Below are 22,258 nucleotides of genomic sequence, written 5' to 3' on the forward strand. Positions count from 1 at the left end.
GAACTCGCGAAGGGAAGGTGTTAAGCACTCCCCCTTTGCAACCATCCTCGAGCCTCTTTCAGATCGCTGTTCTGGTTTGCCCGGACGCTGGCGTTCAGGTTGAGTTGTCAAAAGTTGTCACCCGCCGGCAGCGCCAGTGGGGATTTTTGACAGAACGCGCTCTAAGTTACAGTTGCATCAATAAGTTACATATGTAGGAAGTGTTATAACTCAAGTTTTTGAGACAAAGTCAGAATAGTATGAATTTGTCTATAGCCGTCTACTCAAGTTTTCTACATAATGTAAGGACATAGCATGCTGTTTAAATAACAAACAATAATTCTGAAAGAGAAACATATGATAAACTTAGATATGGATGTTGTGGTTGGGCATGGGCAGAACGATTTTGAAGAATTAGAAATGAATTCCGGCATAAAGGTTTTTGCTGGAGCTTCTGACATCACCCAAATTACAACAAGCACTATTTTAGATGATTCAGTCCCAAAAAAATCAACATCTATACATGGGCTTAGGAATATGTTCAAACATACATTTGATGGGTCGTTTGGACAAAATTTTAATCTTAGAATCGATGATCCTGAAAAGATAAAAAGATTTAACGAAATTGGCCGGGTTGTTTTTTTTGATGTTATGTCATATTACATCTCTAAAGGAATGGGGATAGCTCATAATCTTAAGAGCAAGAAAGCAATCGACTTAGTAGAACGTCTTAAACCGCTTGAAAAACAACTTTTGATAAGAATTCAGGAACCTATACAGAATTTACATAAAACAGTTGAGAAACAAAAATATAATGTACTTCTGAGAAGGAGAACAGCAAATAAAGAATTAGTTGTTGCTAAAATGGATGCGCAGACGCTTTTCAATATAAATGTAGAGCATGAATCTGCTCAACCAGTAGAAGAAGATGTTATTATAACTAGGTTCAATATGTTAACAGGAACTGGTCGGCTGTTATTAGATAGACAGGCAGATTCAGTAGCCTTTAGGCACCATCTTAATTGGGAGCATGTGTTACAGTCTCAGAAAAATAAATTTTCCAGGAATCTTGATAGGAATAACAGAGGTGGTAAAGACGCTTTTATACCTATAACCATTTCTGCTTATGAGTTACGCGATCATATTGGAGAGCTTAAGGCTTATATAATTAGAGAAATATTGTAGATGAAGATGCCCTCAATCAAAGTCATTTCACTTATATTAATAGCTATTGTATGGTATTTTTACTTTTCTCATTTCAATCATTGGGATAGCCCGTTAGATATCTTTAAGACTAGCAAATGGATGGGGTTTTCCAATGATAAAGGTGATTGGGGCACTTTCGGGGATTTTGTAGGAGGTGTGCTTAATCCTATCCTAACCTTCATTACAATTGTTATGCTCATTAATTCCTTGAAACTTCAACGAGAAGCAAACGAGCAACTAATTAAAGACGAAAGAAGACAAGAGAAAGACGTTCTTCTAAAACGGTTTGAAGACGGTTTTTATAACCTTATCTCTTCAGAAAGAGAGGAGTTTAGTTGTTTTACTATTAACATTAACGGAAAAGAATACCGCTCATCTGCTGCTGTAAGTGTACTGGAAGAAGCAATTTGGGCCTTTATTGAGAAACAAATAGATGAAAAAGGAGCTTGCGAAATTGAGGATGTTAAAAATCACATAAATAAAATTGATGAGGATTCATCCATGGCAATATTTTCTATGGTGCGATGTGTATATGTTGTTTTTAAAGTTGTTAAGGATAAATGCCCTGAAGAACATCAAGATTACTACTTGGATATCTTTATGAATATGTTACCAGTTAAACTGGTAAATTTAGTGGCTATTATTTCTGTGTACATGGACTGGAAAAACGTAAAATATATCGTTGATGGTGGAAAAGGATTTTCGGATAATGAAGCAGTGAAAAAATATATAAATACCTGGAAGGGTCTTCATTAATAAAAATAATTTCTGATGTTTGTTTTAAATGTGATAATTAATAAATAATATTATAAAAGCAATGTTACATATATTTTGTTTAATATCATGATTTTTAACTTTTATAGAATTATAAGAACTAGATCATAATTATTGGGCATCGCTCGCCGCCGGGATAGGAAATTCAAATGGGGGTATCTTTGGGGGTATCAAGTTAAACGTTATAAGCTAAATGTGTTATAAATCAATTGTTTGAGTTGGGTGTTTTGTTCCTATTATCGCACCATCTTTAAACGTAGTCTTCCGACTATCAAATAAACAACATTTGTCCCTTGTGCATCAGCCATTCCTCTCCTCTGACAGCCCCGACAAACCATCACACATCTCCTGCAACTCATTAAACATCCTTGCCACATGGAAGCCATCGCACACCGAATGATGGACCTGCACCGCGAGCGGCAGCAGCACTTTTCCATCCTGCTCGTAGTATTTTCCAAACGTGAACATAGGCGAAAAGAAGTTCTTCATGTGCGCAATGTTCATATTAAAGTTCGTAAACGTTACCCACGGAATCGACGACACGAAAAAGACATTTTCCCGGGACTCTTCCTTCGGCCAGTAAGAAAGGCTATTTCCATAGCGGGCCGTATCTTCTGCATACGTGTTCTGAAAGTGATGAATATTGCCGTCATAGTGGCTCCATAGCGACGAAAACGTCTCCGTTTCGGGATGGAAAATCGTATAGCTTGGATGAATTTCATTCCAGACGACGAGCTCATCATCTTTCATGGCCATACGGAATTCCGGATGCCGGTTCATGATGTTAGACAGGAGAAAAATGATCGTGGGGTAAAACTTCCAACCCACCGCTTTGATATGTTTTCGCAGCGCGGTAATGTCGATCAGAACGGTTTGGTTAATTGTGCACTCAGCAAATGACTGGAAGATTTCAAAATGCTCCTTCCTTGGCCAACGAGATAAATCAACAGGCGTATAGGCCGGGGCTGTTTTTTTCATTGTTTAACCTTTGATTATCAATCGTCTACATGATTTTGGGCCAGAAACAACCGCACAACCATTTCAACCGTATCTAATCTTCCTGTCAATCTCAGCCTGTGGTTTTCCGAACAGGTATCCCTGCACGAGATCGCAGCCAAGCGCCTGAAGACGTTCAAGCTGCGCTTCGGTTTCAACACCTTCAGCAATGACCCGCATATTGAGGCTCTTCGCCATGCCGGTAATCAACTTAACGATATTTAGGGCATCATCCTGCGTGGATATCGGGTTCACAAAGGATTTGTCGATTTTAATTTTATCAAAATTAAGTTCACTCAGTCGTGAAAGCGAGGAATATCCCGTTCCGAAATCATCGATGGAAATTTTTACGCCCAGTGCCCGGAGCTTTTTGAGAATAGTGATCGGCATGTTGCTGTCACTGAAGAGCGAAGACTCTGTTACCTCTAACTCGAGTCGGTTGGCCGGTAGCCCCGTCTCTTTCAGAATGGACTGTACCATCGTGGTAAACGATTTAGTGCCTAGCTGAACGGGTGAGACATTCACCGAGATCCTGGCCGGCACCGCCCAGGACACCGCTTCCCGGCAGGCCATCTCAAGCACCGACTTGCCGATCTCATTGATCATCCCCGTTTTTTCAGCGACGGAAATAAAATAATCTGGCGCGAGTATCCCTTTCACCGGGTGTATCCAGCGAATAAGCGCTTCATAGCCGTAAATTTCATTGCTGAATGCATCGACAATAGGCTGGTAATACACAACGAATTCATTGTGATCGATCGCCAGAGCCATATCATGTTCAAGGGACCTGCTTTCCTGTAGTCTTTGCAGCATCCACTGACGGAAGACCTTGATCTGCTGCGAACCTTCTTTTTTCGCCTCGTAGAGCGCCAGATCGGCAAATTTGTAAAGATAATCAGAGCGTCGTTCATTATCAGATAAAACGATGCCTACGCAGGTGGCAATTTTTATCAGCTGATTATTAATCGTATAGGGCTGGCTGATATGATCGCTGATTTCTTTGGCGCGCGAAACGGCGGCGGTTTCCGTGAGTCCGCTGGAGAGAAGGGCGAATTCATCGCCGCCCAAGCGGTAAAACGTATCCGTTGCGCTGCTCATCGAGGTCAGCCGTCGGGATACCTGATTCAGCAGCAAATCTCCCGTATCATGGCCATAGGTATCGTTGACCTCTTTGAAGCGGTCTAAATCAAATAACATCACCGTGACGGGGACGTGATTTTTATCTGCCTGAAGATTAATTTTGTTGAGATCGTCCCAGAAGAAAAGGCGGTTTTTCATGCCGGTGAGGGAGTCATGATAAACATCATATTCCAGCTTCGAGTTCTGAATTTGCAGTTTTTCTTTTGATATTTGAAGTTCGTCAGCCAGGCTTTTAACCTGCATGTGTGCTTTCAGAATGTTTTTATTCTGGTAGATCATTAAGAAGCCAAGAATAAAGCTTAAAATCACCAGAAGCAAAGAAAGTGCGGAATAAATATAATACAGGATTTGTATTTTGTTGTTGGATTCATTAACAGTGTTAATATCTTTTGTTAATGCTGTTGCAGACAGCTGGCTGAGCGGTGCGTCGAGCTCATGCATATTTGTCAGGTATGCCTGTAACTCCGGGTGGCTCATTTTTTCAAGATGACTATCCAGATAGGCCAGTATTTTTTCTAAGCGTAAAGCGAGCTCCTGATGCGTTTTATCGCTATCAATGTAGCGACCTAAATCGCCCCCTTTCATTAAATCGCCCTGACTGAGCATAATTTCGAGGCGCATGCGGACCTGGTCTATCGTAACGTCATCAGTATCGGTTGCGTATAGACCAAGCCATGATTCAAAACGGTAATACTCTGATACCAGTTGTGCCACGGACCAGGACTCAGTGTATTGAGTCAGTTTTTGCAATTCCTGCTGTCGATCATAAACAAGGTATGCAATATATCCTGTCGTGATAAAAAGAGAAAAAATGATACCAACCAGTATCCTGTTCATTATGTTCTCCTGAACGACTACTCAATCTTCATTTTGCTTACCTGCCATGCTGATCGTGAGTAATAAATCTGATTATTCAACTCAGGAAGACTGTCATAGGGGTATACAATGAACGATGGGCCTTTATCGCGGATGCGCATATATTCGCCATTGACCTTTAAGGCAAGGATGGCGTTGTATTTTTTAAAGTCGCTGAGAGGGATGACGGTTGAGTAATCATTGAGCGCAATAACATTAACGTTCGTACCTTTTGCACCCACATAATCCATGAGCTTGCTCATGGGGACACCCTCAAACTTCGTACGACCGTTATACCAGGGGGAAGTCGTCTCGAAACTCACTACTCCGAGTTTTTCAAGGCTGGCGAGATCAAACACTGCTTTTCCATTTTCATTGGTATTTTCTATATTACCGTAAATCGTTAAAATGGGTTTACCAACTGGTTTTGGCAGGTCGCCAGCCCAGGTTACACTTTGTACCAGACAGCATAACAGCAGTAGGGTTAATCGCATTTTGACCTCCACCTTTTTAACAGAAGTATAAGAATTATAATTTAGATATCACACGAGTTGATATATTTTGTTGGGGAGTAGGGGGTTTTATCGTTTTTATTGATGTAAACTCATTTTAATCAATGAGTTAGGTGTTGCGGGTGTCTGGGTGTTTGATACTAGAGCGACGCTTAACTTTTTGATAAAAGCTAAAATTGCGGGCATAAATGCTCTTCTGTTTAAAAAATAATCGCTTTAATTGAGAGATATTATCTTCCACGATAATTGCGGGGTGTCCGTGGCTTTTTGGCGCGCGAATCTGGCGACGAAATACGCGCCCCGGTTGTGTGCGCTGTTTCAGGATGATGATAAGCGAGGACACGAACATTCTGATTGTGCGTGTCCCCTACCGCTTGCCTTACTTCACGTCATCCCGGATGGCTGACGCCGACTTACCCCCTTTCGCCATGCTGGCAAACACTGCGTCCCGGTAGATCCACGCATGAACGAGTGCGGCGGAGAGATGGACCAGCACCACGGCAAAAAGCAACTTTGCCAGAAGGCTATGGGCGTCGTGGCACCAGGCATAGAGTGCTGGACTGGTCGGGACAATCGCCGGCAGGTTGACGCCATCAAACATGACAATTGGCAGGCCCGCTGCCGACAGTTGCGCCCAGCCCAGCAGCGGCATTGCCAGCATTAACCCATACAGCATCCAGTGTGATGCCTTTGCGGCAAGCACCTGCCAGGCGGGCAAATCGGCAGGAAGTGGGGGCGTGCGGCTCAGGAGGCGGTTGACCAGACGAACCAGTGCCAGCAGTAAAATGGCGATCCCCAGCGGCCGGTGGAGGTCGATTAACCAAATCCGGTGATGTAACGACGTCATCATCGCGGCACCGATGAAAAGCATGGACAGGATCATCACCGCCATCAGCCAGTGCAGGCTTCGCGCCAGGGTATTGAAATGCTGCGGCGTGAGCGCTCGCATATCTTTATTTGAGCTCATTTTACCTCCTGCTTTTGCACGGCTTCGGTGGCCTTGCCGTAGCCGATTTCCCGCTCACGGCGGCTGAAAGAGTGGGAGTAGGCCGCGGAGCGGGCGTTTAAGATAGGATCATCAGACACCGCAACGCCTGCGGGAACGACAGAAGGATCAAAGTTAACGTCGCGGCACGCGCCTGTGGATTGTGCTTCGACCCGCGTCACTTCCAGCGTGCCGGCCACCACCTTTTTGCGATCGTCCGGCCACGGCTGGGATGGGTCATCCACCGGATCGCCCGGTTGTGCGAGCTGCAAAACGTAATCCCAGTAGAGTGGCTTCTGCGCCAGGCGCTGACGCAGGTTTTCGAACAGGAAGTTGTCATCGGCTTTCTGTCGTTGCTCATCGCTTATCGACAGGAAAGGCTCGTGCGGACGCATCATCCAGCGAACGGCCTGGCGATCCCCCTGCGCGTTCACAAGGTAAAAGGCGTTAATGCTGTAAAACGTCGCGCCCGCGAAGCTGCCGGGCGCAGGTTTTTGTGCCGCCCATTTAAGGTATTTCTCCGCCTCCGGGTACGCTTTCAAAAAGTCTGCCAGACGCTGCGGATCCGGTTTCCCGGTGGACGCATCAACGGCCGTGGCTTTTCGCAAGGCCAGAAAACCTTCCGGGCTGTGCGTGGCGAAGAAAGGCTCGTTGTTCATCGCCATTCGCCATTGTTGCCTGTCATCTGTCTTTAGCAGTAGCGCCATGCTCAGGGTTTTGGTCGTACTATCCGGTGCATGCGGATCGCCGGTACCAATAGAGAATCTACCCACTACGGGCACTTCCTGCTGTGAGAAGAGGCGGGAGGTTGAAAGGGAATCCGCCGAGCCGTTTGGCGTAAAGGTGCCGGCAAAGCAGATGCCTTTTCCATGCGCGCGGCGAAAACCCGGTGGGAAGGGTTTCGGTGTTTCACCCACCAGTGCCTGGCTGACCGTGCGTGACCCAAGCCAGCCCGCCGTCCATGCAAAAGCAGATGCCAGCGTACCGGCGACAACGGCGATCGCTGCCAGCGCGCCCCAGGTTTTTTTGGACCTCAAATCCAGTTTCGACATAGACGTTTTTCCAGAACAAAATATCTTCACCTGTCATGCGCTATGTATTGCGCGTGACAGGTGTTAATACAGTGGCGAATATGGCTCGAGTATAGGAACTAAGGGGCGTAAAGAAAGAATATCACGAAAAGTTTAAACCTTTCCGCTGTCAAAAAGGCCGGGTTACTCATCGTGTCGGAAGTTGTGACCGAGTCGGTGACCCAGCGAGAAAGAGTGGCGAAACAGGTAGGCGATGGCAGAAAATGTAAATAATGAACAGAAGGGAGTATGCGATATTATCGCTGAGATCGTCAGTTAACGGTTTCAATCTGTGTCTGAATAATTGCCTGATTTAGGACGCTTCTTCCACTGGGAAGCGTCCACTTTTTTATATATTGAAAAATATATTTCTGATATTAAGCAACGCTTTTCCTGTACAGAAAGTCCTGGTATTTCTTCCATTAAATGTTCTCTTTTATTTGACGCTCACATCCCTGTGCTGAATAACGATTAATGTCCTACAGATGCGGCATCAACAACGCGAGAGGGTTTCGGTGCTAAAGCAATAGCAAAAGCAGCGATAAAGAATATGACGCCTATCGACATCATCAGATTATTGGTTGAAAGCATCATGCTTTGGCTGTTAACCATCTTGTCAAAAAGCTCGCGCACAAATTGCCCACCTTGCTGAGGTGCCGAGTTGATGTACTGTGAAAGATCGCCGGTAGGATCGACAACGGACGCCAGCCTGTCATGCGCAATATAGCGCTGGTCTTGCCAGGACGTTGTCACGAGCGATGTGGCAAACGCGCCTGATAACGTTCGAACAAAGTTCATTAACCCGGCCGCCGAGGGCATTTCCGCTTCATCTACAGAGCCCATTGCAAGCCCCGTAATCGGGACATAGTACAACGGCATGCCAACGCCCATGAATAACAAAGGGACACAGATGGACCAGTAATCCATATCGGTCGTTGCATAGGAGCGCCAGAAGGTATCGAGACCGAGCCAGGCACAGCCAAAGAAGATAAGAATGCGCGGATCGATTCTGTTGGAAAGGTTAGCGGCAACCGGAGAGAAGACCACCTGCAGAAGGCCGCCCCAGGCAACCACAATCCCTGCCCATGTTGTTGTATACCCTAAGTTATATTGTAGCCACAACGGCGTGAGAACATTCAGACCAAAAAAGCATCCAAACGCAAGCGCGAGCACAAACATGCTGGCCGAAAAACCACGATGGCGAAAAACGCTGATATCGACAATCGGATGGTCAGCGGTCAGCTCCCAGATGCAGAAACTTAAAAAGCCGATACAGGCCACAATCGCCAGAACCCAAATTTCTTCTGAGGCAAACCAGTCAAGGTCTTTCCCTTCATCCAGCATGATCTGCAGTGCGCCAACCCAGATAACCAGTAAAACAAACCCAACGATATCAATAGCGTTATTAACCAGCTCATCTTCGAAGATTTTTAATACTGACCACGCGATGACTGAAAAAGCGATAGCCATCGGAACGTTGATGATAAACACCCACGACCAGCTGTAATGATCGCAAATCCAGCCACCGAGAACCGGGCCTATAACGGGCGCCAGCAATGTCGTCATTGCCCATAATCCCGTCGCCTGCATGGATTTTTCTTTCGGGAAAATACGCAGGAGCAACGTTTGTGATAGGGCCATCAGGGGACCTCCCGCCATGCCCTGAAAAACCCTCATCATCAGCAGCATTCCCAGAGAAGTGGAAAGGCCGCAAAGCAAAGAAAAAATGCCAAACATGAACACGGAAATGCAGAAAACGCGCACGCCGCCGAACCGGGTGGTTAACCATCCTGATAGCGGCACCGTTATGGCTTCAGCCACGGCATAGGCCGTGATGATCCAGGTTCCCTGGCTGGTTCCTGCGCCCAGGGCGCCAGCCATGTTGGGCTGAGTGACGTTTGCAATGGTCATATTGAGTACGGCTAAAAAGTTCGCCATTGCAAGAACCAGGGCACCCACCCATAACATACCGCCCTTCAGCGAAGGCGGCTGGTTATCGATAACGAATGTAGACATGGCCTGGTTTCCGTTATTCACTTTTTAAATTAACTGTCGCTTTCATGGACAGTCCAACCCGCAACGGATGTGCTGCAAGCTCATCAGCATTGAGTTTGATGCGCACGGGCAAACGCTGAACAACCTTAATCCAGTTACCCGTTGCGTTCTGCGCAGGAATAACTGAAAACGCTGCGCCGGTGCCGCCATCAAAGCCTTCTACCGTTCCATGGAAAGGAACGTTGTCGCCATACAGATCGCTCACCAGTTCCACTTTCTGCCCCACTTTCACATGCTGGAGCTGAACTTCCTTGAAGTTGGCATTGACGTGAATTTGCTGTACCGGCACCACGGACAATAACGGCGTGGAAGGCTGGACACGTTGCCCAAGCTCGACCTGGCGACGAGCAACCACGCCATCAACTGGCGAACGGATCACGGTTCTTTCCAGATCCAGTCTGGCCTGATCGCGCTTTGCTCTGGCGAGAGCGACTTCTGGGTTGGTCTCGGTATTTGCATCCTCAATCATTACGGCATTCGCCTGTCTTGCACCCACTGCCGCCTGTCTTGCTGCATCGGCTTGCGCCACGGCGGCTTTAGCGGCATTCAGGTTTGCCAGAGCGGAAGCATAAACGTTTTGAATACGCGTCAGTTCGTCGCCTGAAATCGCGCCTGTCTGCATGAGCGCCTCGCGTCGCTTGAGGTCAATCGTCGCGCGCTGGAAGTCAGCGTTTGCGGCATCAACCTGGGCCAGCAGACGTTTTTGCTCTTTTTCATTTGCCACAACTTCAGCGCCGAGTTTTGTGTCGGTGGCCTTATATCCATTTACCCGCCGAATGGACAGGTTCAGGTTTGCTTCCGCCTGATTAAGGGCTAACTCTGCATCAGTAGGATCCAGCTGGATCAGAACATCACCTTTTTTTACCACCTGAGAATCCGTGACGAGGATGGCACTTACCGTACCGGTGATCGCGGAAGAGAGCTGCGCGGACTCGACATCGGTATAGGCGTTATCGGTCTCAACATAGCGAGAACCCACTAATTCCCAATATGCGAACGAGCCTGCGCCAGCCAGCGCGATGCTTAATGCAAGGTAAGAGAATAAACGTTTTCTTTTTTTCTTTTTGATATCGGATGATTCAATATTTTGATTTTCAATAGCTGCAGAATGACTCATTTTATTTCCTTTCTTTCCACTATTTAGTAATTAACCTGGTGTTAAAAATCACTGTTTGCTCGAGGTATATCCGCCGCCCAATGCACGCGCTAATGCGACGTCAATCGTAAAGGCACGGGAATTTACATCGGCTAATTTTCTGCGGGCCGCAACCAGCTCATCTTCCGAGGATAAAACGTCGAGATAATCAGCGACCTTTCCTTCATACCTTTGTCTGGTGAGCGAATACGCTTTTTCTGCCGACGTGACTGCACCCTGAGAATAAAGTATCTCGTCTTTCAGAGAGACTCTGCTGGTGAGTGCATCGCTCACTTCACGAAGTGCATTCGTTAACGTGGCGTTATAAATGTTCACCGCAATATCATATTCACCGCTGGCGTATTTCAAATCACCCTGTAGCTTTTGCGTATTAAATATTGGCAACGATATGGCCGGACCAAAACTGCCAATTGCTGAGCCACTCCGGGTAAGGTTGTTAATACCCAGTGACTGGAACCCGGCAAAGGCAACCAGATTAACGCTGGGGTAAAAACCGGCTTTTTTCTGTTTGATTTGCTCTGCTGCAGCCTCTGCGCGTAAACGTGCCGCGACAATATCAGGACGTCGACCAATCAGATCCAGCGCAATATTGGGAGGAAGTTCCTCATGCGCTAAAAGCGTTGCCTTAGGCGCGGTTATGGCCAGCGATCTGTCAGGCCCATCACCGATCAATGCAGCGAGCTCATGTTTTTTGATCGCAATCGCTTCATCTATTGCCACCAGGTTTGCTTTTGCGTTGAGTTGACGCGTCTCAACCTGTTGAAGGCTGGATAAATCTTCAAGCCCCGCATCATGTCGTTGCTGGAACAACGCGAGCGTACTGGTTCGTATAGTGAGGGTATCGTTAAGCGTTTCGCGTACGGTGTATAAATGCGCCAGCTCCGCGTAAACGGTAACAATAGAAGAAGAGAGCACCAGCCTTGTTTGTGCTTCTTCCGCTACAGCCGCCATTTCACCTGACGTTGCAGCCGCGAGCGCGGCGCGGTTTTTACCCCAAAAATCTATTTCCCAGCTCATATCCAGCGTGGTACGGCCATAGCTGTTCCAGTTTTGAGGCGTTGCGCTTTCAGGCGTCACATAGTTGTAACTCATTTTGTCCCGCATAAAGCTGGCGTTTGCGGTGACCTCAGGGAAAAGCGAACCGCTCGCACTTTGCGTCATCGCCTGCGCTTGTTTCACGCGAGCTTCGGCGATGTTAAGCGTAGGGGAATTTTTAAGCGCGTCATCAATCAGCCCGTTGAGCTGCTCGTCACCGTATTTCTTCCACCAGTCATCTTTCGGCCACTGGCCGTTCTGATGTGGGAAACTTTGATCGCTTTTAAGTTGTGTGACCGTCTTCATAGGCGGTGGGGTGCCAAGGTCGGGGATCATGGCGCATCCGCTCATACTGATGGCGGAAATGACAACACAGCCCATCACTATCCTGGACCGGGTTAAACCGGAAATACGACACCCCAGTAGTGTCTCCTGAAAACCTTTCATCAGTACGCTCGTCATGCTGTTCATAGAGAAGTCCAAATACAGTACCGTACAGTACGGTACACTTTATATCTTGACTTCTGAGCGCCGTCAAATGAAAATGTACTCGTCAGTACGATTACGAACCCTACTACCAGACGTGATTCCGAAATCAGAGAACAAAAAGTGTTGGCCCCGGTCAGACACCTAAACTAACGAGGAAACATATGGATAAAAGAGCGCTTAAACGGCAACAGATTCTGGAAGTCGCATCCGGACTGTTTCGACAAAAGGGATTTGATGCCACGTCTATCTCAGAGATTAACGCGATTGTGGGTGGCTCAAAATCAACAATTTACAGTCACTTTTCTTCGAAAGAAGAGCTATTTGTAGAATGCATGTCTTCAGAAACTGAACAGTATATAAAGAGCATGACTATTGAAACTGCAGGGCAGGTGCGCCTTTTCAGAAAATCACCACAGCTGGTCATCGAGCAATTTGCCGTTGCCTTTTTACGCTATATTTGTTCACCGGATATTGTGGACTTGCAAAGATTAATGATTTCCGAAGCCGGAAGGTCGGGAATTGGAGAGTTGTATTATGAACGAATGCAAAAACTTCGTTCAAACGTATCGGCGCTTTTCACCGATTTAATGAATCAAAATATTTTAAGAAAAGATGACCCAGTGCTGGCCGCTGAGTATTTTCGCTCTCTTCTCCAGGCCGGTATCCTTGAACCCTTGCTTTTAAAAGCACGAAAGGATCAGCCGGACGAAAGTGAAATTGTCATGAAAGCGCAGGCCTCCGTTAATGCGTTTATGAAGTTGTATGGTCCTGAACAAAATGAGGATGTTGCAAAGACATCTCACTAAAATACAGTAAGCATTCTCTCACCCTATTATTAGGGTGATTTTTTCTTTTTGGAAATATTATTTTCAATTGTCATTGGATGACATTGCCAGCGGACTTCTTGTAAATAAAATTTCGTGGATACTTATGTGTATAAAGTTTACTCTTTTAAAAGATCGTGAAACTGTAATTAAGTCCCTGACTCACTGGATTGACTCGAATTTATACAGACCTATTACCGTTCTGGATGTGGCGCGAAAATCCGGTTATTCATTGGCTTATATTCAACGAAACTTTCGCCAGGAGTGTGGCATAAGTATCGGTCTCTATATCCGCAGCCGGAAACTTGAAAAAGCCGCGCATATGCTCAGACACACGCAGCTCTCTGTTTCAGATATATTTACAATGCTAGGCTATGAAGAGCCGTCCACCTTTAGCAGAGCGTTCTCAAACCAATATGGACTCTCCCCAACCAAATACCGTGAGATGGCTAAAAAAGTCATGACATGAATGGCTTGTCGATATTGATTACAGAGGTGACGCGCGACTAATCCTTTGAAGCATCGAGACGCAAGCGCCACAAATCATAGCGTTCTTCTCCCGGTTTAACGGCTCCCGCGAAGTGGTCATTGAGGCGACTCGAGGTAAATACCAGGTCTCCGTTCGGACGGATTGCCGGCGTGTCTGGCCATCGCACCTCTTCGCTTGCCGCAATCAGCGACATGGCATGGGTTTCAGGATCGTATCTGACGATACCATTGCGTGTGACATCGGTAATGTAGAGGTTACCTTTTACATCTGTCACCATTCCGTCGGTGTTGCCCCCCACGCGACCCAGATCGCGGATCTGCCCGGCAATTTGCGCATTGGTTGACGCAGGCTGCCTCAGTATCGCAGTCGGTACCGCATAGGCGCGCGTGCCGGTTGTCACCGTCCAGTACAGCGTACCCGCATCGGGTGAAAGCGCAATGCCATTGATACCAATCAGTAATGGTTTACCAGGCCAGACTTCAACCCCGTGCGAGACGACGTTAACGCCTGGCTCAATCTGCAGCGCAGGGTGACGATCGAGCACGCGCCGGGCTGTACCGGTAGCGAAATCGACGATAATTAGTCCCACCTGGTTTTCAGGCGCACTCCGCGAGCCGCTGTCGGAGATATAGGCGACACGGCGGTTCTCATCGACCACCACATCATTCAGAAAGCTGGCCTTGCGGTCCGCTACGCCGTCCAGGGCGATGCGTTTGATGGTGCGGCCAGAGTGGAGATCCAGTACGAGCAGCTTCTGCGCCCCCGCGGGGGACTCTGTTTCGCCTGCAACAAACCCCATGTCCAGCGCCCATAGCCAGCCGTTTTTACGGTCAATATAAAAACCGAGCACGTTGCGCAGGCTCTGAGCGGGATCGGTATTCACCGCATTCCCCTCGCGGGAGGGAAATGCCGTCAGGCGGGCAGGGCCAGAGTGCGCCGTCGTATCCAGAATGCTTAACGTGGCGGGTGCTGCGGCGGAAACCAGCCGGGGCGTGCTGACAAAGGCCCGGTCCATTGCATCAAAGTGGATACCTGCAATAGGGGCATTGACCGAACCGGAAAACGTCGCAGGTATCTTTCCGTCTTGAGTGGTATCCCAGCTCACACCGGCGTAGCTTCGCCAGCGCTCCAGAGGCGGGTGGTTCGCCGCGTTGACAACACTCGGGAAAGAGAACAACGCCGCCATTGCGATGGCGGGCAGAATTAGGGGGCGGTTGAACATTGACAGGCTCCAGTAGCGCGTTCAGGTGATGAATGCTGGCCACTTTACTCATCGCCCAACGGGAGATAAATTAGCCAAATTGAAAAACATTTGTTCCTGAGAGAGCAAAATGAGCCGGAAATTTGATTACCTCGGCGACGTTGAAGTCTTCATTGCTGTGGTTGAGCACGGCTCATTTACTGCCGCAGCGGTTGCCCTTTCAACCACCCCTTCGGTACTGAGCCGCGCGGTCACCCGTCTGGAAGCGCGTCTTGGACGGCAGCTATTACAGCGCACGACCCGCCGGGTGGGGCTGACTGAAGCCGGACGCGTCTATCTTGAGCAGGCGCGCTCAGCGTTTTCTCTGCTCGATGACGCCGAACGCGTTGGCCGGGGTCAGGAGGGCGATCTGACCGGTCGAGTGAGAATGAGTGTCCCGACCACCTATGCTCACTACCGCCTGCCGCCGCTGCTGGCGCACTATAATCAACGTTACCCGCGCGTACAGGTGGAGCTGAACATTACCAATCGCAATGTTGACCTGATCGCAGAAGGGTTCGATCTGGCGATCCGTCTGGGACAGTTGCCTGACAGTGGACTTGTGGCGCGTAAGCTGGAAGACGCGGCATTGCTTCTGGTCGCCTCTCCGGACTACCTGCATCGGAGAGGAAAGCCTCAGACGCTGGAAGAGCTGCAGGGCCATCAGTGCCTGCCGTTTATCATGCCGCGTACCGGTCGTATCGCCCCCTGGGTATTTCATGATGAAGGGCGCGATATTGACTGGATGCCGGGTTCAACTATCGAAATATCAGACGATGTACTCGGCGTGGTTTCGCTGGCGGAGCAGGGGATGGGGATCTGCCAGAGCTATGAATTTATCGTTCGCGACAGAATACAGGGCGGCCAGTTAGTTGAGGTGCTGCCGCACCTTCGGGGACGATCGCGACCTTTCTCCGTGCTGTTTGCCCCGCACCGACGTCAGTCAGCAGCCACCCGGGCAATGATTGACCTTCTGACCCGACAAGAATGACAAGGACGAGTCCACCATGAAAAAAGCGCGTTTTTCCTTTTGGATCCCACTCATCGTGAGCGGGATAGCACTGATATCGGGTTTTGTGGTCTGGTCAGTCAACATTTACCGCGTGACATACCTTTCGATCCGCGGGGAGCAGTACCTTGCCTGTGGGGCGTTGCTGCTGGCGCTGGTGCCGATGGTCTATTTCATCAGAAAGGGGAGACTGAAAGGTAAGCGCCTTGCTGGCGCGGTAAAAATCTACCTCGGCTTCTTTATTTGCAGCCTGCCGGTTGCCATGTTCGTGGTCTTTACAACGGCCTGGCTGCTGGAGGGGGACTATTCGGCCTGGAGCAAACCTTACCGGTATGAGTCCAGTACCCGCCACAGCTGCTCGGGTGCGGAAGTCTACGAGCCGGAATTAAAAAAAGAGATCCGTATCTGTAACCCGCAGGGTCACGTTTATTCCGATACCACCCTGTATGTGGAAAAGCGGAGCAATGCCCTGGGGATTGTGGTGCTTTGGGCTATCACGCGCGCCTGAACCGGGGAAAGTCAGGGCGCGAGAATCAGCGTCAGCCCGCCTCCAGCATCCCAAAACTCACAATCCGCGCGCGGCCCAGCTCTTTCGCCCGGTACAAGGCCACATCCGCGGCGCGCAGCAGGTTGTCGGTCTGGGCATGCTGCGGGTAGCTCGCAATGCCAATCGACACGTCCACCGGCCCAATCTCGGTCAGCCCGTAGCGAATCGACAGCTCATGCACGCCGGTGTAAATTTTCTGCGCGCAGGCGTACGCTTCTGCTTCATCGGCACCGGAAAGCAGCACCAGAAACTCCTCGCCGCCGTAGCGGAATGCCAGTCCGTTGTCATGCGCGGCCCGCTGAACAATTGACGCCACGCTTTTGATCACCAGATCGCCCGCTTCATGGCCGAACCGATCGTTAATGCTCTTGAAGTGGTCGATATCAATCATCATGCAGCTTAACGGCACGCCAGTGCGTATCGCCTGTGCCGTTTGGGTTTGCAGGGTATCTTCCAGATGGTGACGATTACGCAGGCCGGTGAGCGGGTCAAACAACGCTTTTTCCAGCAACGCGTCGCGCAGACGCTGGTTGGCCAGCGCCAGCCCGAGCGCCTCGGCCATCAGCTCCAGATATGCGCGGGAAGGGGCATTGTCCGCCGTGATATTCTGGAAGGAGAGCAGGCCAATGGCCTCGCCCTGAGCGATAAGCGGCACGCAAAGCGCGCTTTCCGCCTGGGATGCCGGAAGATGGTAGCAGGCAATATCCGGCTCACCGTTCACCGGCGGGTGACTTTGCCCGCGTCGCACGGCCCAGCACTCGTCCGGATGGAATGTCGTCTCTTCACCAACCGGCGAAAGCCATTGCGCGACGCAGCGCATCTGCCACGGCTCGCGGTCAAGGACGTAGAGCCGGCCCGCGATCCCTGGCGCGATATTGGGGGCAAACAGCTCCGCCACGTTAATCACATCGTTAAAGTTCTCACACCCCTGCAGCCGCTGGGTCATGCGCGCCAGCAGCTCGCGGATGGCCCAGTCGGCATCGCGCTCTTTTTCCAGACGCTGTCGTGCCAGGCCGTTTTCACGGAAGATGCTGATGGCCTGGGCCATATCGCCTATCTCATCGATCTGGTTGAAATTGGGCGTTTCAACCGCGTAATCCTGGGATGCCAGACGGTGCACCACGTCGCTCAGGCGCACCACGGGACGCAGCACGCGGCGTTTCAATATAAAGCCGAGCACAAACAGGAACAGCAGGGCGGTCAGGCCGACCGTCAGCTCAGAGGCGGTACGCAGCGCTTTCGATTTTTTTGTCGCATCTTTAACGGAGCCGATAACGCGCTTGTCCAGTATCTGGCGAAAGTGATCGATCTGATTCTGCGCGCGATCCAGCTCCTGCTCATAGGGCTGACCATAGAGTAAGGCAACGGCCTGGGCGTCTTCTCCGCGTTCAAGGCTGACGAGGGCGGTTTGCTGTTCGTCCTGCAGCTCATCGATGATTTTTATGCCTTCGCGCAGCAGGGAGAGCTCATCATCCGATGCGCCGTTGTCCCGCAGTTTTTCCAGCCGTATTTCAATGTTCTTAAGGTAATTCTCTGACTGATTGTATTCTTTTAACGTTTGGGGATCTTTTTTGATGACATAGAGGCGTGCTAAATCGGACTGTGCCCAGGCGTCTGTCTCAACATCCTCTGTGAGCTGATCAAATCGCTGTCGCTGTTCAACGGCTTGGCGCTCTGCCGTGTCAGCATTGGATGCCAACAGCATGATAATGCCGGAGGCGATGGTGAGGCAGACCGTGGCACCATAGGCCCAGTTTGTTATCGTCGCGATTCGCACCAGATGATCCTTTTACGACATGAGTAGGATGGCGTTCTTTAAATTATAGAAAACGTTTGATTTAAGGCGTAAAAAAAAGGCGGCACAGCGCCGCCTGGTGTGGTCTTTATCGTCACGTCCTTACAAATCTGGAGGGTTTTTTCCTTCTTCGATGAAATCGGGGTCCAGCTCTTCGGCGTTACCTTCGTGATCGCGCCCTGAGAAGAGGTTCCAGCAGGCGATAAACAGCGCGGCGATGAGTGGCCCAATCACAAAACCGTTAATGCCGTACAGCTCCATGCCGCCGAGGGTGGAGATCAGAATCAGGTAGTCCGGCATTTTGGTGTCTTTCCCCACCAGCAGCGGGCGCAGAATATTGTCCACCAGCCCGACGACGATCACGAAGAAGCCGACAATAAACAGCCCTTGCCAGATCTGGTGCGTGGCGAACAGGAAGATGGCGGCGGGCACCCAGACAATCGCCGAGCCGATGGCGGGCACGAGAGAGAGGAACGCCATCAATGCGCCCCAGAGCACGCTGCCGTCAATACCCGCAATAGCAAACGCAATACCGCCGAGTATGCCCTGAACCACGGCCACTGCCGCCGTCCCTTTTACCGTGGCGCGCGATACGCCGACGAATTTGGCGAACAGGTGCTGCTTGGCGAAATCAGACAGCGGCAGGGAGTCGAGGATCTGGCGCACCAGATACGGGCCGTCTTTCAGCAGGAAGAACAGCAGATACAGCATGATGCCGAAGCTAATCGCAAAGCCAAACGTTCCTTTGCCAATCAGAAACGCGCTGCCGGCGAGATACTGTCCGCCCTGCAGGGCGACGTCGGAGAGTTTTTTCTGGATCTGCGCCGCGTTGGTCAGGTTGTGATCCGCGAGGAAGCCGCTGGCCCAGTCAGGCAGGTGATTGAAGATGCTTGCCACCACCTCCGGGAACTGGGTGTTGTTCTCCTGCAGTTTGGTGTAAACCACGTTAAGCTCAATGGCGAGCGAGGAGAGGATCACCATCAGCGGGATAAAGACGATCAGGCAGATAATACCGATGGTCAACAGCGAGGCCAGCCCGTTGCGATCCCCCAGCGCGGCGCGCAGCTTGTTTTTTACCGGGTTGAAGATGACGGTCAGAATGGCGGCCCACAGTATCGCGGAGAAGTAGGGCGACAGCACGTCGAAGAAGGCCCAGGTCACAAGGGCGAGAATGAAAATAAAGAAACCTTTAGTCAGTCCGTTAAAGCGCATCAGTCAGTCCTGGTTACTCATAAACTGTGTCGACTATAGAACTGATTGTGAGAATTACCAACCTTGCATCGGGTGGCGGCTGCGCCTTACCCGTCCTGCGGGCAGTGTTACGGTATGACTTCGCGCTTTACGGATACCACTTTCGACTGACCGAAGAGCGCCTTTTCCCGCACCATGCTGTAAGTATCTGCTTGCGGAGGTGCTTATGGCCTGGCGTCCGATTCTCTATGTGATCCTCACAACCCACCCCAGACTCAGCGCGCGGCGCGCCCGTTTGCGTCTGGTCATCTAGCTTTTTATTAACAATCGCGGTATAACACACCTTCTTTGGATGTTTAGATGTCCATACGTATAGAAGGTAATATGCAAACACAACAAGAAAATGGGCAGCTTAAGCGCACCATGAAAACACGCCACCTGATTATGCTCTCGCTGGGTGGCGTGATTGGGACAGGGTTATTCTTCAATACCGGCTACATCATTTCCACGACCGGGGCGGCGGGCACGCTGCTGGCGTACCTGATAGGCGCGCTGGTGGTCTGGCTGGTGATGCAGTGTCTGGGCGAGCTTTCCGTGGCGATGCCGGAAACCGGCGCGTTCCACGTCTATGCCGCGCGCTATCTTGGCCCGGCGACGGGCTACACCGTGGCGTGGCTCTACTGGCTCACCTGGACGGTGGCGCTCGGGTCGAGCTTTACCGCCGCCGGGTTCTGCATGCAGTACTGGTTCCCGCAGGTGCCCGTCTGGGCGTGGTGCGTGGTCTTCTGCGTGGTGATTTTTGGCCTGAACGTCATCTCAACGCGCTTCTTTGCGGAAGGCGAGTTCTGGTTCTCCCTGGTGAAAGTCATCACCATCATCGCCTTTATTATCCTTGGCGGTGCGGCGGTCTTTGGCTTTATCCCGATGCAGGACGGTTCACCCGCGCCGGGCTTAAGCAACATCACCGCCGAAGGCTGGTTCCCGCACGGCGGACTGCCGATCCTGATGACCATGGTGGCGGTGAACTTTGCCTTCTCCGGGACCGAACTTATCGGCATCGCGGCGGGAGAAACGGAAAATCCGCACAAGGTGATTCCGGTCGCGATCCGCACCACCATTGCGCGCCTGATTATCTTCTTTATCGGCACCGTGTTTGTGCTGGCGGCGCTGATCCCGATGCAGCAGGCGGGCGTGGAAAAGAGCCCGTTCGTGCTGGTATTTGAAAAGGTCGGTATTCCTTACGCGGCGGATATCTTTAACTTTGTGATTTTGACGGCGATCCTCTCGGCGGCGAACTCCGGGCTGTACGCCTCAGGGCGCATGCTGTGGTCGCTCTCTAATGAGAAAACGCTCCCGCGCTGCTTTGCCCGCGTGAACAAAAACGGCGTGCCGCTGACGGCGCTCTCGGTCTCTATGCTCGGTGGCGTGCTGGCGCTGTTCTCAAGCGTCGTGGCGCCGGACACGGTGTTTGTCGCGCTCTCGGCGATTTCAGGCTTTGCGGTGGTGGCCGTCTGGATCAGCATCTGCGCGTCGCACTTCGTTTTCCGTCGTCGTCATCTGCAGTCCGGGCAACCGCTCTCTGCGCTGCAGTACCGCGCGCCGTGGTATCCGCTGGTGCCGGTGCTCGGTTTTATCCTCTGCGTGGTGGCCTGTGTCGGCCTGTGGTTTGACCCAAGCCAGCGCATTGCCCTTTATTGCGGGATTCCGTTTGTCGCCCTGTGTTATGGTGCCTACTATCTGACCCGAAATATGACATCGCAGGAGCCCGAACATGTCGCAGAATAATCCGCTTACCGCCCTCCTTGAAAAGCAGCCGTTTGTGGTGCTGGATGGCGCGATGGCGACGGAGCTGGAAGCGCGCGGCTGCAACCTGGCAGACAGCCTCTGGTCTGCCAAAGTGCTGATGGAAAACCCGGAGCTTATCCGCGAAGTGCATCTTGATTACTATCGCGCGGGCGCGCAGGTGGCGATCACCGCCAGCTATCAGGCCACGCCTGCGGGTTTTGCGGCGCGCGGCCTGGACGAGGCGCAGTCCCGGGCGCTGATCGGCAGAAGCGTGGAGCTGGCGCGTAAGGCGCGCGAAGCGTATCTGGCTGAAAATCCGCATGCGGGCACGCTGCTGGTGGCGGGCTCCGTTGGGCCGTACGGCGCGTATCTGGCGGATGGCTCAGAGTATCGCGGCGACTACGTGCGCAGTGCGGAAGCATTCACCGACTTCCACCGCCCGCGCGTGGAAGCGCTGCTGGATGCGGGCGCTGACCTGCTGGCCTGCGAAACCCTACCGTCCTTTGAGGAGATTAAGGCGCTGGCGGCGTTGCTGTCTGAATATCCCCGCGCCCGGGCGTGGTTCTCCTTTACCCTGCGGGACAGCGAGCACCTGAGCGACGGTACGCCCCTGCGTGACGTGGTCAGCGTGCTGGCAAACTCTCCGCGCATTGTTGCGCTGGGCATTAACTGCATCGCACTGGAAAACACCACGGCGGCGCTGAAGCATCTGCAAAGCCTGACGTCGCTGCCGCTGGTGGTCTACCCGAACTCGGGCGAGCATTATGACGCGGTAACCAAAACCTGGCATCACCACGGCGAAGCGTGCGAGACGCTGGCAGGGTATCTGCCCCAGTGGCTGGACGCCGGAGCGAAGCTGATTGGCGGCTGTTGTCGGACCACGCCGAAGGATATTGCTGAGCTGAACGCGCAGCGCTGAGTGCTTTGCCGGGTGGCGGCTACGCCTTACCCGGCCTACGGATCGCTGACCCTCTCCCACGGGGAGAGGGGAAAAAACAAGCGCACAAAACCAACTATCCTTTCCCGCTTTTTATCTAAAAACGAATCGTTATGAGCGATTCATTTTTATTCCTTTATCAAAATTCTCGCGTTGGAAATACTGCCCTCATAACAACAAGGGGAGCA

At 51.0% G+C, this 22,258-nt stretch carries 19 protein-coding genes; 8 read left to right on the plus strand and 11 right to left on the minus strand.

All coding sequences use genetic code 11. From position 1 onward, the window contains the following. The first annotated feature begins 336 nt into the window (after positions 1-336). Together AC0TOY_RS08330 and AC0TOY_RS08335 are read left to right on the plus strand one after the other, a co-directional pair. A complete protein-coding gene (locus tag AC0TOY_RS08330) occupies positions 337-1,164 on the plus strand; it encodes a hypothetical protein (protein WP_473721703.1) in 828 nt (275 codons plus the stop codon). Beyond that, entirely contained in the window at positions 1,165-1,941 is a 777-nt protein-coding gene (locus AC0TOY_RS08335) for a hypothetical protein (RefSeq protein ID WP_069733304.1), read from the plus strand. It abuts the gene before it with no gap. Between the two features lie 318 nt (positions 1,942-2,259). Here AC0TOY_RS08335 and catA read toward each other — a convergent pair whose 3' ends face one another. The 8 genes from catA to AC0TOY_RS08375 all read right to left on the minus strand — a co-directional run bounded on the left by catA (position 2,260) and on the right by AC0TOY_RS08375 (position 12,234). Continuing rightward, positions 2,260-2,937 carry a type A chloramphenicol O-acetyltransferase gene (gene catA / locus AC0TOY_RS08340; RefSeq protein WP_473721704.1) on the minus strand — a complete coding sequence of 226 codons (678 nt, stop codon included), beginning with the start codon at positions 2,935-2,937 and terminating at the stop codon, positions 2,260-2,262. Positions 2,938-3,000: 63 nt separating this feature from the next. After that, positions 3,001-4,932, minus strand: coding sequence for a putative bifunctional diguanylate cyclase/phosphodiesterase (locus AC0TOY_RS08345; RefSeq protein ID WP_290094505.1), 1,932 nt, complete (start codon positions 4,930-4,932; stop codon positions 3,001-3,003). Between the two features lie 17 nt (positions 4,933-4,949). Continuing rightward, the gene (locus tag AC0TOY_RS08350; protein WP_024909477.1) at positions 4,950-5,444 is read right to left on the minus strand and encodes a putative pterin-binding protein; all 495 of its coding nucleotides are present in this window, start codon (positions 5,442-5,444) and stop codon (positions 4,950-4,952) included. Between the two features lie 397 nt (positions 5,445-5,841). Then, entirely contained in the window at positions 5,842-6,429 is a 588-nt protein-coding gene (locus tag AC0TOY_RS08355; protein WP_473721705.1) for a cytochrome b, read from the minus strand. After that, the gene (locus tag AC0TOY_RS08360; RefSeq protein ID WP_473721706.1) at positions 6,426-7,499 is read right to left on the minus strand and encodes a catalase family peroxidase; all 1,074 of its coding nucleotides are present in this window, start codon (positions 7,497-7,499) and stop codon (positions 6,426-6,428) included. Before AC0TOY_RS08360 ends, AC0TOY_RS08355 begins: the two co-directional genes overlap by 4 nt. 489 nt (positions 7,500-7,988) lie before the next feature. Continuing rightward, a complete protein-coding gene (locus AC0TOY_RS08365; RefSeq protein ID WP_228117533.1) occupies positions 7,989-9,533 on the minus strand; it encodes a DHA2 family efflux MFS transporter permease subunit in 1,545 nt (514 codons plus the stop codon). 13 nt (positions 9,534-9,546) lie between these two features. Next, positions 9,547-10,689, minus strand: coding sequence for an EmrA/EmrK family multidrug efflux transporter periplasmic adaptor subunit (locus AC0TOY_RS08370; RefSeq protein ID WP_473721707.1), 1,143 nt, complete (start codon positions 10,687-10,689; stop codon positions 9,547-9,549). Positions 10,690-10,737: 48 nt separating this feature from the next. Beyond that, on the minus strand, positions 10,738-12,234 hold the full coding sequence (locus AC0TOY_RS08375) for an efflux transporter outer membrane subunit (protein WP_473721708.1): 1,497 nt from the start codon (positions 12,232-12,234) through the stop codon (positions 10,738-10,740). A 179-nt stretch (positions 12,235-12,413) separates the two neighbouring features. Between AC0TOY_RS08375 and AC0TOY_RS08380 the strand changes: the two genes are divergently transcribed. After that, positions 12,414-13,058: a TetR/AcrR family transcriptional regulator gene (locus tag AC0TOY_RS08380; RefSeq protein WP_032646111.1), complete on the plus strand. Its 645-nt coding sequence runs from the start codon at positions 12,414-12,416 to the stop codon at positions 13,056-13,058. A 124-nt stretch (positions 13,059-13,182) separates the two neighbouring features. Beyond that, positions 13,183-13,545: a helix-turn-helix domain-containing protein gene (locus AC0TOY_RS08385; protein ID WP_248275605.1), complete on the plus strand. Its 363-nt coding sequence runs from the start codon at positions 13,183-13,185 to the stop codon at positions 13,543-13,545. A 37-nt stretch (positions 13,546-13,582) separates the two neighbouring features. Here AC0TOY_RS08385 and AC0TOY_RS08390 read toward each other — a convergent pair whose 3' ends face one another. Further along, positions 13,583-14,788, minus strand: a complete 1,206-nt coding sequence (locus tag AC0TOY_RS08390) for an L-dopachrome tautomerase-related protein (RefSeq protein ID WP_473721709.1) — start codon at positions 14,786-14,788, stop codon at positions 13,583-13,585. 109 nt (positions 14,789-14,897) lie between these two features. Here AC0TOY_RS08390 and AC0TOY_RS08395 point away from each other — a divergent pair, with 109 nt between their 5' ends. Together AC0TOY_RS08395 and AC0TOY_RS08400 are read left to right on the plus strand one after the other, a co-directional pair. After that, positions 14,898-15,797 (plus strand): LysR family transcriptional regulator, encoded by a 900-nt coding sequence (locus AC0TOY_RS08395; protein ID WP_473721710.1) that lies wholly within the window; start codon positions 14,898-14,900, stop codon positions 15,795-15,797. 16 nt (positions 15,798-15,813) lie between these two features. After that, entirely contained in the window at positions 15,814-16,323 is a 510-nt protein-coding gene (locus AC0TOY_RS08400; protein ID WP_148769524.1) for a hypothetical protein, read from the plus strand. Positions 16,324-16,354: 31 nt separating this feature from the next. Here the strand turns inward: AC0TOY_RS08400 and AC0TOY_RS08405 are convergent, their stop codons facing one another. After that, positions 16,355-18,139: a GGDEF domain-containing protein gene (locus AC0TOY_RS08405; RefSeq protein WP_473721711.1), complete on the minus strand. Its 1,785-nt coding sequence runs from the start codon at positions 18,137-18,139 to the stop codon at positions 16,355-16,357. 120 nt (positions 18,140-18,259) lie between these two features. Beyond that, a complete protein-coding gene (locus AC0TOY_RS08410) occupies positions 18,260-19,369 on the minus strand; it encodes an AI-2E family transporter (RefSeq protein ID WP_024906767.1) in 1,110 nt (369 codons plus the stop codon). A gap of 363 nt (positions 19,370-19,732) precedes the next feature. Here AC0TOY_RS08410 and mmuP point away from each other — a divergent pair, with 363 nt between their 5' ends. Continuing rightward, entirely contained in the window at positions 19,733-21,133 is a 1,401-nt protein-coding gene (gene mmuP, locus AC0TOY_RS08415; RefSeq protein WP_008503244.1) for an S-methylmethionine permease, read from the plus strand. Then, positions 21,120-22,052: a homocysteine S-methyltransferase gene (gene mmuM, locus AC0TOY_RS08420; protein WP_473713227.1), complete on the plus strand. Its 933-nt coding sequence runs from the start codon at positions 21,120-21,122 to the stop codon at positions 22,050-22,052. The genes mmuP and mmuM overlap by 14 nt, the downstream gene beginning before the upstream one ends. The last annotated feature ends 206 nt before the right edge of the window (positions 22,053-22,258 follow it).

It is taken from the genome of Enterobacter sp. PL_is379 (assembly GCF_055817355.1).

What these genes read in the sequence shown, in the direction of transcription:
- AC0TOY_RS08350 (WP_024909477.1), bottom strand. Translation starts at nt 5,444, where the DNA reads ATGCGATTAACCCTACTGCTGTTATGCTGTCTGGTACAAAGTGTAACC.
- catA (WP_473721704.1), bottom strand. Translation starts at nt 2,937, where the DNA reads ATGAAAAAAACAGCCCCGGCCTATACGCCTGTTGATTTATCTCGTTGG.
- AC0TOY_RS08395 (WP_473721710.1), top strand. Translation starts at nt 14,898, where the DNA reads ATGAGCCGGAAATTTGATTACCTCGGCGACGTTGAAGTCTTCATTGCT.
- AC0TOY_RS08360 (WP_473721706.1), bottom strand. Translation starts at nt 7,499, where the DNA reads ATGTCGAAACTGGATTTGAGGTCCAAAAAAACCTGGGGCGCGCTGGCA.
- AC0TOY_RS08375 (WP_473721708.1), bottom strand. Translation starts at nt 12,234, where the DNA reads ATGAACAGCATGACGAGCGTACTGATGAAAGGTTTTCAGGAGACACTA.
- AC0TOY_RS08370 (WP_473721707.1), bottom strand. Translation starts at nt 10,689, where the DNA reads ATGAGTCATTCTGCAGCTATTGAAAATCAAAATATTGAATCATCCGAT.
- AC0TOY_RS08400 (WP_148769524.1), top strand. Translation starts at nt 15,814, where the DNA reads ATGAAAAAAGCGCGTTTTTCCTTTTGGATCCCACTCATCGTGAGCGGG.
- AC0TOY_RS08380 (WP_032646111.1), top strand. Translation starts at nt 12,414, where the DNA reads ATGGATAAAAGAGCGCTTAAACGGCAACAGATTCTGGAAGTCGCATCC.
- AC0TOY_RS08345 (WP_290094505.1), bottom strand. Translation starts at nt 4,932, where the DNA reads ATGAACAGGATACTGGTTGGTATCATTTTTTCTCTTTTTATCACGACA.
- AC0TOY_RS08335 (WP_069733304.1), top strand. Translation starts at nt 1,165, where the DNA reads ATGAAGATGCCCTCAATCAAAGTCATTTCACTTATATTAATAGCTATT.
- AC0TOY_RS08390 (WP_473721709.1), bottom strand. Translation starts at nt 14,788, where the DNA reads ATGTTCAACCGCCCCCTAATTCTGCCCGCCATCGCAATGGCGGCGTTG.
- AC0TOY_RS08365 (WP_228117533.1), bottom strand. Translation starts at nt 9,533, where the DNA reads ATGTCTACATTCGTTATCGATAACCAGCCGCCTTCGCTGAAGGGCGGT.
- mmuM (WP_473713227.1), top strand. Translation starts at nt 21,120, where the DNA reads ATGTCGCAGAATAATCCGCTTACCGCCCTCCTTGAAAAGCAGCCGTTT.
- mmuP (WP_008503244.1), top strand. Translation starts at nt 19,733, where the DNA reads ATGCAAACACAACAAGAAAATGGGCAGCTTAAGCGCACCATGAAAACA.
- AC0TOY_RS08330 (WP_473721703.1), top strand. Translation starts at nt 337, where the DNA reads ATGATAAACTTAGATATGGATGTTGTGGTTGGGCATGGGCAGAACGAT.
- AC0TOY_RS08410 (WP_024906767.1), bottom strand. Translation starts at nt 19,369, where the DNA reads ATGCGCTTTAACGGACTGACTAAAGGTTTCTTTATTTTCATTCTCGCC.
- AC0TOY_RS08385 (WP_248275605.1), top strand. Translation starts at nt 13,183, where the DNA reads ATGTGTATAAAGTTTACTCTTTTAAAAGATCGTGAAACTGTAATTAAG.
- AC0TOY_RS08355 (WP_473721705.1), bottom strand. Translation starts at nt 6,429, where the DNA reads ATGAGCTCAAATAAAGATATGCGAGCGCTCACGCCGCAGCATTTCAAT.